Raw genomic sequence first — 8172 nt, 5'->3', positions numbered from 1 at the left:
CCCGCGGGTCCAGGGCTTCGGCTCGGGTCTGCTGACCGACCCGAACGGTGCCGAGGCGAACGGCACCGACGAGGAACAGCTCGCCCGGCTGCTGCAGTCCCAGGACCAGATCAGGGTGGGCCTCACCGGCAACCTGAAGGACTACACCTTCACCGACCGCTTCGGGAACGAGGTGACGGGTGCCGGCGTCGACTACAACGGATCACCCGCCGGCTACACGGCCGACCCCCAGGAAGCCATCACCTACGTCGAGGCGCACGACAATGAAACCCTCTTCGACGCGCTCGCGTTCAAGCTGCCGACGGACACGCCCATGGCGGACCGCGTCCGGATGCAGACCCTGTCCCTCTCCACGACGGCGCTGGGCCAGGGCATTCCCTTCTGGCACGCGGGCGGTGATGCGCTGAGGAGCAAATCCCTCGACCGCAACAGCTACGACTCGGGTGACTGGTTCAATATCCTTGACCACACAGGGACGGACAACGGTTTCGGTCGGGGGCTCCCGCCGCGCGCCGACAACGAGGACAAGTACGCCGTCGTGCAGCCGCTCCTGGCCGATTCCGCCCTAAAGCCCACAGCCGATGACATTGGTGCGGCGCGAAGCCGGGCCGAGGAGTTGCTCACCATGCGGCAGGGCAGTCCGCTTTTCAGCCTCGGTACGGCGGAGCTGGTGCAGCAGAAGCTCTCCTTCCCGGGTGCGGGCCCCGATCAGGCGCCGGGCGTGGTCGTCATGCACCTCGACGACACCGTGGGACCCGACGTCGATCCGGAGCGCAGGGGCATCGTGGTGGTCTTCAATGCCTCCGATGAGGCCACCGTGCAGCAGGTGCCGGCCGCCGTGGGTCAGTCGTACGCGCTGTCTGCCACCCAGGCAGGGGGGAGCGACGACGTCGTCCGGCAGGCCGCAGCGGGTTCCGACGGATCCTTCTCGGTCCCGGCCCGCACCGTCGCCGTCTTCGAGGCGCGGTAGGGCCACCTGACGCCGGAGGGGCCCGGCATTTCCCACGGGAGGTGACGGGCCCCTCCCGCGTCAGGTGGAAACGTCGGTGCCGCCGCTTCGGAGGACCAGCCGGCGGGACCGCCGACGCTAGTGCGTCCGTGCTGCGGTGCTCGACCGGATGATGAGTGCCGTCCGCGCGGCATGATGGGCGGAGCGATGGGCGTCCGGGTCCTGCAGGATCTCCAGGAGGCGCTGGACGGCACGCTGGCCCTGCTGCTGCGGGAACTGGGCCACGGTCGTCAGCCCCAGCGCCTCCCCGAGCTCGTGCCCGTCGATCCCGATCACCGAGATGTCCTCGGGGACGCGGAAGCCGAGCTCGCGTGCCGCGAGGATGGTGCCGATCGCCATCTCGTCCGAGGCGCAGAAGACCGCCGTCGGCGTATCGCGCGGGTAGCCGAGGAGCTGCTTCGCCTGGGTGTAGCCGCCCTGGATGGTGAAATCGGCGTCGATGCGCCATGAGCCGAGAATCTCGAGGTTCGCAGCCTTCATGGCCGACTCGTAGCCGTGCTTGCGCGTTCCGGAGATCCGGAAATCGTTCTCGAATGCGTCCGAACCGCCGAGGTGCGCAATCCGCCGGTGGCCGAGGTTGATGAGGTGCTCTGTCGCGAGTTCGGCGATCTCATGGTCGTTGACGCTGAAGGTCTCCGCCCCCGGAAGCGGCCCACCGATGCCGACCACAGGCTTCCCCACGGCCAGGAGTTGGCCCAGTTCCTCACGGCTGAGTTCCAGCGAGACGGGGATGACGCCGTCGCACCGCTGGCGCAGGAGGAACTCGGAGAGGACGCGGTCGCGGTGCCCGGCATCCTCGTTGAGGTTGTAGAGCGTGAGGTCGTACCCGGCCTCGAGCAGCGATGCCGCGACGCTGTCCACGATCTGGGAGTAGTACCAGCGGGCCACTGACGGCACGACGACGCCGACGTTGCGGTGGCGGCCCGAGGCGAGGGAGGACGCCGTCGAGCTCACCACGAAGCCCAGTTCCTTCGCGGCCTGCAGGACGCGCGCCCGGCTGCGCTCCGAGACCCGACCGTTGCCGCTGAGTGCACGGGACACGGTGGCGGTGGAGACCGCGGCAAGCTTGGCGACATCCTTGATGCCGGCCATGGTCTCCCTTCCGGAGGTTTTCGAAGGACACTCCGGGTGGAGTGTGCTTCGTCTGATCATCGCGGAGTGGGCAGTAAAGCGCTATCCGGCGGCGTGCATCAGCCAGACGCAGGCGTCGGGCTGGAGCGTTTGGTCCTCCACCGCACCCGGCGTGCTCGCGACGATGACATTGCCGGTGGGCAGCGGAGTGGCGAACTCGCCCATGTTGAGGACCACGAGCACCTCTCCGTTGAGGAACGCGACGGTGTCAGTCGTTTCGAACTCCCTCGACCAGCTCAGTGACCCTGCACCGAGCTGCAGGTCGCGCCGAAGCTGGAGGGCGGTGCGGTACAGGGACAGCGTCGAGTCGGGATCCCCGGACTGGACGTCGCGGGCGTATCCGGCCCAGCCCTCCGGCTGCGGCAACCAGGGCTGCGGAACGGCGTTCGTGTCATCGCCGGTCGCTCCGAATCCGTACAGCGGTGCATCGGCGAGCCACGGCAGCGGAACCCGGCAGCCGTCACGGCCCAGCCGCTCCCCACCGGTCCGCACGAAGGTGGGGTCCCGGCGCGCGTCCTCGGGCATGGCGGTGTGGTCGGGCAGGCCGAGTTCCTCGCCCTGGTACAGGTAGATGCCGCCGGGCAGGGCGAACATCGCCAGGGAGGCGGCCCGGGCCCGTGCGAGCCCGGTTGCGGTGTCGGGCTGCGCGTCGGATCGGCCGATGCCGTCGCCGCCGCGGGGGGCGCCCCCGGTGAGGCCGAAACGGCTGGTGTGCCGTACGACGTCGTGGTTGCTCAGCACCCACGTGGTGGGGGCGTCGACGGCGTCGAACGCGGTCAGCGACGACGAGATGACGTCGCGCAGGGCATGGGCGTTCCAGGGGTGGTGGAGGTAGGCGAAGTTGAAGGCCTGATGCATCTCGTCGGGGCGCACCCAGTCGGTGAGCCGGGGCAGGGGATCGATCGATGCCTCGGCGCAGAGGATGCGCTCGCCGTCGTATTCGGCGAGGATGCCCCGCCACCGGCGGTAGATGGCGTGGACCTCCTGCTGGCCGAACATCGGAGCCTCCGAGCCGGGGAAGCCCTCGGAGGATCCGCCGTCGGCGCGGCCGCCCCAGTCCGGCAGGCCCTCGGCCTTGATGAGGGCGTGTGCCACGTCGACGCGGAACCCGCCGACGCCGCGGTCCAGCCAGAAGCGCAGGACGCGCTCGAACTCGGCCCGCACGGCGGGGTTGTCCCAGTTGAAATCCGGTTGGGTGGAATCGAACAGGTGCAGGTACCACTGCCCGGGCGTGCCGTCGGCGTTCGTGGTGCGCGTCCATGCGCGGCCGCCGAAATGTGACTGCCAGTTGTTGGGGGGTTCGCTGCCGTCGGCGCCACTGCCGTCGCTGAAGATGAACATGGATCGCTCCGCTGAGCCCTTCGGAGCCGCGAGGGCTGCCTGGAAGAGTGCATGATCACTGGAGCAGTGATTGGGCACGAGGTCAACGATGATCCGGATGCCGAGGTGGTGGGCGCGGGCCATGAGCGTGTCGAAGTCAGCGAGGGTGCCGAACAGCGGGTCGACGTCGCAGTAATCCGCGACGTCGTACCCGCCGTCGTGGTGCGGGGAGGGGTAGAACGGCGACAGCCACACGGCGTCGATATTGAGCTCGGCGAGGCGACCGAGTTCGGCCGTGATGCCCGGGAGGTCGCCCGTCCCGTCACCGTTCGAGTCCCGGAACGAGCGCGGATAGACCTGATAGATGACGGACGAGCGCCACCACTCGGCATCCATCGAGGCAGAGTGCAGGGGTGCGTGGAACACGGCCGGCGAGGACAGGGGATCGCCGTACAGGGCGGGGGCGGTCTCAGACATGCGGACAATTCTAAGCCGAAAAGCGGTCAATTGTGTAAGCGCTTCCAGTCATCCGTCTGACAAATTTGTGCGCCGCCGCATCTTTTGTGGAGCTTTTCCCCACAGTTGGAATTTTTAGTGCAAACGCTTACAGTTGTGATTCGTGTCACGGCTTCCCCAAACGGGTGGGGTTGTGCCCAAGACGTATCCCGGCCGGCGGAAGTACCGCACCTGCGCCGGGATACTGACCGAAGACGCTCACGAAAGGTTCACCAATGAAGGTGCGATCCACCCAGCCGACGCGTCGGCTCGCTTTGATCACCGGCGCAATGTCGGTTGCAGTCCTGGCCCTCACCGCCTGCGGGGGAGGGGCTTCCGAGCCCTCCGCCACCAGCAGCACCCCGGCCGCCGGGGGCCTCGCCGAAGGAGGCGCCACCACCCTCACCATGTGGGTCGATGCCGAGCGCGCGCCCGCTCTCGAGGAGATCACCAAGTCCTTCAAGGAGGACACCGGAATCGAGGTCAAGCTCGCGGTCAAGGACTTCGCCGCCGTCCGCGACGACTTCATCACCCAGGTGCCCACGGGCAAGGGACCGGACCTGATCGTCGGCCCGCACGACTGGCTGGGCACGTTCGTGCAGAACGGCGTCATCGCTCCCGTCGAGCTGGGCGACAAGGCCTCCGAGTTCCAGGAATCCACTATCCAGGCCATGACCTACGACGGCAGCGTCTACGGCGTGCCCTATGCGCTGGAGAACATCGCGCTGCTGCGCAACACGGACCTCGTTCCCGAAGCGGCAGCCACGTTCGAGGAGGTCATCGCCAACGGCGAGGCCGCCGTCGCCGCGGGCGACGCCGTGTACCCGTTCCTGGTGGGCATGGACCCGAAGCAGGGCGATCCCTATCACCTGTACCCGCTGCAGACCTCGATGGGTGTCCCCGTCTTCGGCCAGAACGACGACGGCAGCTACAACGCCGACGAACTGCTTCTGGGCGAGCCCAACGGCGTCGAGTTCGCGAAGAAGCTCGTCGAGTGGGGTGACACCGGGTCCAAGGTCATCAACTCGAACATCACGGGTGACATCGCGAAGGAGAAGTTCAACGCGGGCGAGTCCCCCTACTTCCTGACCGGGCCCTGGAACGTGCCGGACGCCCAGGCCGCAGGCCTGAACCTCGCCGTCGACGAGCTCCCCACTGTCGGCGCCGAGGACGCGCAGCCCTTCATCGGCGTCAACGGCTTCTTCATCTCGTCGAAGAGCGCCAACGCGCTCGCGGCGAACGAGTTCGCCGTCAATTACCTCAGCACCGAGGCCGCGCAGGACGCCATGTACGACGTCGGAGGCCGCCCCCCGGCCCTGAATGCCAGCTTCGACAAGGCTGCCTCCGATCCCATCGTCGCAGCGTTCGGCGAGATCGGAGCGAACGGTGTGCCGATGCCGGCACTGCCCGAGATGCAGGCCGTCTGGGCCGACTGGGGAGCCACCGAGCTCGCCCTGATCAAGGGCAGCGACGATCCCACCGGCGCCTGGACCACCATGGTCGGCAACATCGAGGCGAAGATCGCGGGGCAGTAGCAAGCAGGCGCCCGTCCTCTGTCCGACGGGCGCCACCCCTGCTGCTCCGGCAGCAGCGTGTTCGCCGCGGACCGGGTTCCCTCCGGTCCGCGGCGGCTTTCCCCACCGCAGCGGCTGCCCGTTCGGCCAATCAACGAAAGCCTCCACCATGCCCACTCTGGCCCCTCCCGGTCCCGCTGCAACGCGACCCCGCAAGAAGTCCGGCATCACGCCCGATTCCACCCTCGGCCTGCTGGCCAAGATCGTGCTGCTCGGCCTGGTGGATGCTTTCGCCGTCTACGTGTCGATCACGCTCTTCCTGCAGGAAAAATGGGTCATCCTGGTCTTCGCTTCCGCGGTGACCCTGCTCATCAACTGGATCTACCTGCGGAAGGGCGGCCTGCCGGCGAAGTATCTGGCCCCGGGTATCTTCTTCCTGGTCATCTTCCAGGTGTTCGTCATGGTCTACAGCGGTTACGTCGCTTTCACGAACTACGGCGACGGACACAACAGCACCAAGGCCGACGCCGTGAACGCCATCCAGCTGTCAGCGCAGCAGCGCGTGCTGGATTCGCCTGCCTATCGGGTCTCCATCCTTGAGCGCGACGGCGATTTCCACCTCCTTGCCACCGATCCCGACGGCGGCGTTTCTGTCGGAGCCACGGATGCCCCGCTCGAGGATGCCGACGCCATCACGGACGCGACGGGCAGGGCGGTGGAGCTGGAGGGGTATCGCACCCTCCAGTTCGGTGAGGTCCTCGCCAACCAGGAGGACATCCTCGCCGTCACGGTCCCCTTCTCGGACGACCCCGAGGACGGCAGTCTCAGGACCAGTGACGGATCGAGCGCCTACGTCTACCGGCCCTCACTGAGCTTCGACGAGGCGACCAGCACCTTCACCGACCTCGAAACCGGCACCACCTATACCGACACGGGAGAGGGATCCTTCCAGTCCGCGGACGGCGAACAGCTCAGCACCGGCTGGAAGGTCAATGTCGGGTTCGACAACTTCACCAAGGCCTTCTCGGACCAGAACATCCGGGATCCGCTGCTGCAGGTGGTCCTCTGGACCTTCACCTTCGCGATCGTCTCCGTCCTCTCGACCTTCGCCCTTGGTCTCTTCCTCGCGAACGCGTTCAACCTGCCGGACCTCCGCGGCAAACGGATCTACCGCATCCTCATGATCCTGCCGTATGCCTTCCCGGCGTTCCTCGCCGGGCTCGTCTGGTCCGGGCTCCTCAACCCCGAGTTCGGCTTCGTGAACACCACTTTCTTCGGGGGTGCCGACATCCCGTGGCTGACCGATCCGTTGCTGGCGAAGGTCAGCGTGCTCGTGGTGAACCTCTGGCTCGGCTTCCCCTACATGTTCCTCGTGTGCACCGGGGCCCTGCAGTCCCTGCCCGAGGAGGTCAACGAGGCCGCCCGCATGGACGGCGCCTCCGCCTGGCGGACCTTCACGGCCATCAAGCTGCCGCTGCTGCTCGTGTCAGTAGCACCCCTGCTCATCGCGAGCTTCGCGTTCAACTTCAACAACTTCAACGTCATCTACATGCTGACGGACGGCGGCCCCCGCTTCGACAACACGACGGCGAACATCGGGCACACCGACATCCTCATCACGATGGTCTACGAGATCGCCTTCGGCACGGGAGTTGGCCGCGACTACGGCCTGGCCAGCGCCCTGTCCATCATCATCTTTCTCATCGTCGCCGTGGTTTCGGCCGTCAGCTTCCGGCAGACCAAGGCACTGGAGGACATCAACTGATGACTACACTCACCGATTCCCAGCCCGCCGTCGTCGAACCTCCGGCGCACGGCTCGGGCAGTATCCCCCAGCGGCGCAGGCGCACCTTCGGCCAGTGGTTCCGGCACAAGGGATGGCGCCATACCGTAGGCGTCGCGACCACGATCTTCGCCGTGTTCCCGCTCCTCTACGTGTTGTCTGCGGCCCTGAACTCGAACGGAACGATGGCTGGATCGAACGTCCTGTTCAGCAGGATCGACGGCGGCAACTTCGAGGCCCTGTTCAACAATCCGAGCAGGCCCTTCGGCCGCTGGTTCGTCAACACGATGGTCATCGGCGTCGTCACCTCCGTTGCGACGGTCTTCCTCGGAGCGCTCGCCGCCTACGCCTTCAGCCGCATGCGGTTCACGGGTCGCCGGGTCAGCCTGCTCTCGCTGCTGATCCTGCAGATGTTCCCCCAGCTGCTGGCAGTCGTCGCCATCTTCCTGCTGCTCAACGCCATCACGGACGTCGTGCCGTGGCTGGGACTGGGAAGCCAACTGGGGCTCATCATGGTCTACCTCGGCGGAGCCCTGGGCGTGAACACTTATCTGATGTACGGGTTCTTCAACACGGTGCCGAAGTCGCTCGACGAGGCGGCCCGGATCGACGGCGCAAGCCACGTGCAGGTCTTCTTCACCATCATCCTGCCGCTGGTCACGCCCATCCTCGCGGTCGTGGGTCTGCTCGCCTTCATCGGCCTGAGCAGCGAATTCGTGATCGCCAGCGTCGTCCTGACCGACCCGGATTCGCAGACCCTCGCGGTGGGCCTCTACTCCTACGTGGCGCAGCAGCGGTCCGAGAACTGGGGCGTCTTCGCCGCCGGCGCCGTCCTCGCCGCCGTTCCGGTCATGGCGCTGTTCCTGTTCCTGCAGAAATACATCACCAACGGCCCCACGGCCGGCGGTGTCAAGGGCTGA

At 66.9% G+C, this 8172-nt stretch carries 6 protein-coding genes; 4 read left to right on the top strand and 2 right to left on the bottom strand.

Annotation, left to right across the window (positions count from 1 at the left end; translation table 11 throughout):
- Nucleotides 1–970, top strand: a 970-nt coding sequence (locus Y704_RS19465; RefSeq protein WP_155850245.1) for an alpha-1,6-glucosidase domain-containing protein, incomplete at its 5' end; no start/stop codon positions are given.
- 117 nt (nucleotides 971–1087) lie between these two features.
- Here the strand turns inward: Y704_RS19465 and Y704_RS0106565 are convergent.
- Complete coding sequence (locus tag Y704_RS0106565) at nucleotides 1088–2101, bottom strand: LacI family DNA-binding transcriptional regulator (RefSeq protein ID WP_026549521.1); 1014 nt, start codon at nucleotides 2099–2101, stop codon at nucleotides 1088–1090.
- An 81-nt stretch (nucleotides 2102–2182) separates the two neighbouring features.
- Nucleotides 2183–3856, bottom strand: a complete 1674-nt coding sequence (locus Y704_RS19460; protein WP_253904249.1) for a glycoside hydrolase family 13 protein — start codon at nucleotides 3854–3856, stop codon at nucleotides 2183–2185.
- Nucleotides 3857–4191: 335 nt separating this feature from the next.
- Between Y704_RS19460 and Y704_RS0106555 the strand changes: the two genes are divergently transcribed.
- The 3 genes from Y704_RS0106555 to Y704_RS0106545 all read left to right on the top strand — a co-directional run bounded on the left by Y704_RS0106555 (nucleotide 4192) and on the right by Y704_RS0106545 (nucleotide 8172).
- Nucleotides 4192–5490: a sugar ABC transporter substrate-binding protein gene (locus tag Y704_RS0106555; protein WP_026549520.1), complete on the top strand. Its 1299-nt coding sequence runs from the start codon at nucleotides 4192–4194 to the stop codon at nucleotides 5488–5490.
- Nucleotides 5491–5638: 148 nt separating this feature from the next.
- A complete protein-coding gene (locus Y704_RS0106550; RefSeq protein WP_026549519.1) occupies nucleotides 5639–7234 on the top strand; it encodes an ABC transporter permease subunit in 1596 nt (531 codons plus the stop codon).
- Nucleotides 7234–8172, top strand: a complete 939-nt coding sequence (locus Y704_RS0106545; RefSeq protein WP_026549518.1) for a sugar ABC transporter permease — start codon at nucleotides 7234–7236, stop codon at nucleotides 8170–8172. The genes Y704_RS0106550 and Y704_RS0106545 overlap by 1 nt, the downstream gene beginning before the upstream one ends.

Origin of the sequence: Arthrobacter sp. Br18 (genome assembly GCF_000520555.1) — a bacterium.
Lineage (GTDB): Bacteria > Actinomycetota > Actinomycetes > Actinomycetales > Micrococcaceae > Arthrobacter_D.
Note: the sequence above shows the minus strand (reverse complement) of the source record. Positions and strands in the feature narration are given on the sequence as shown.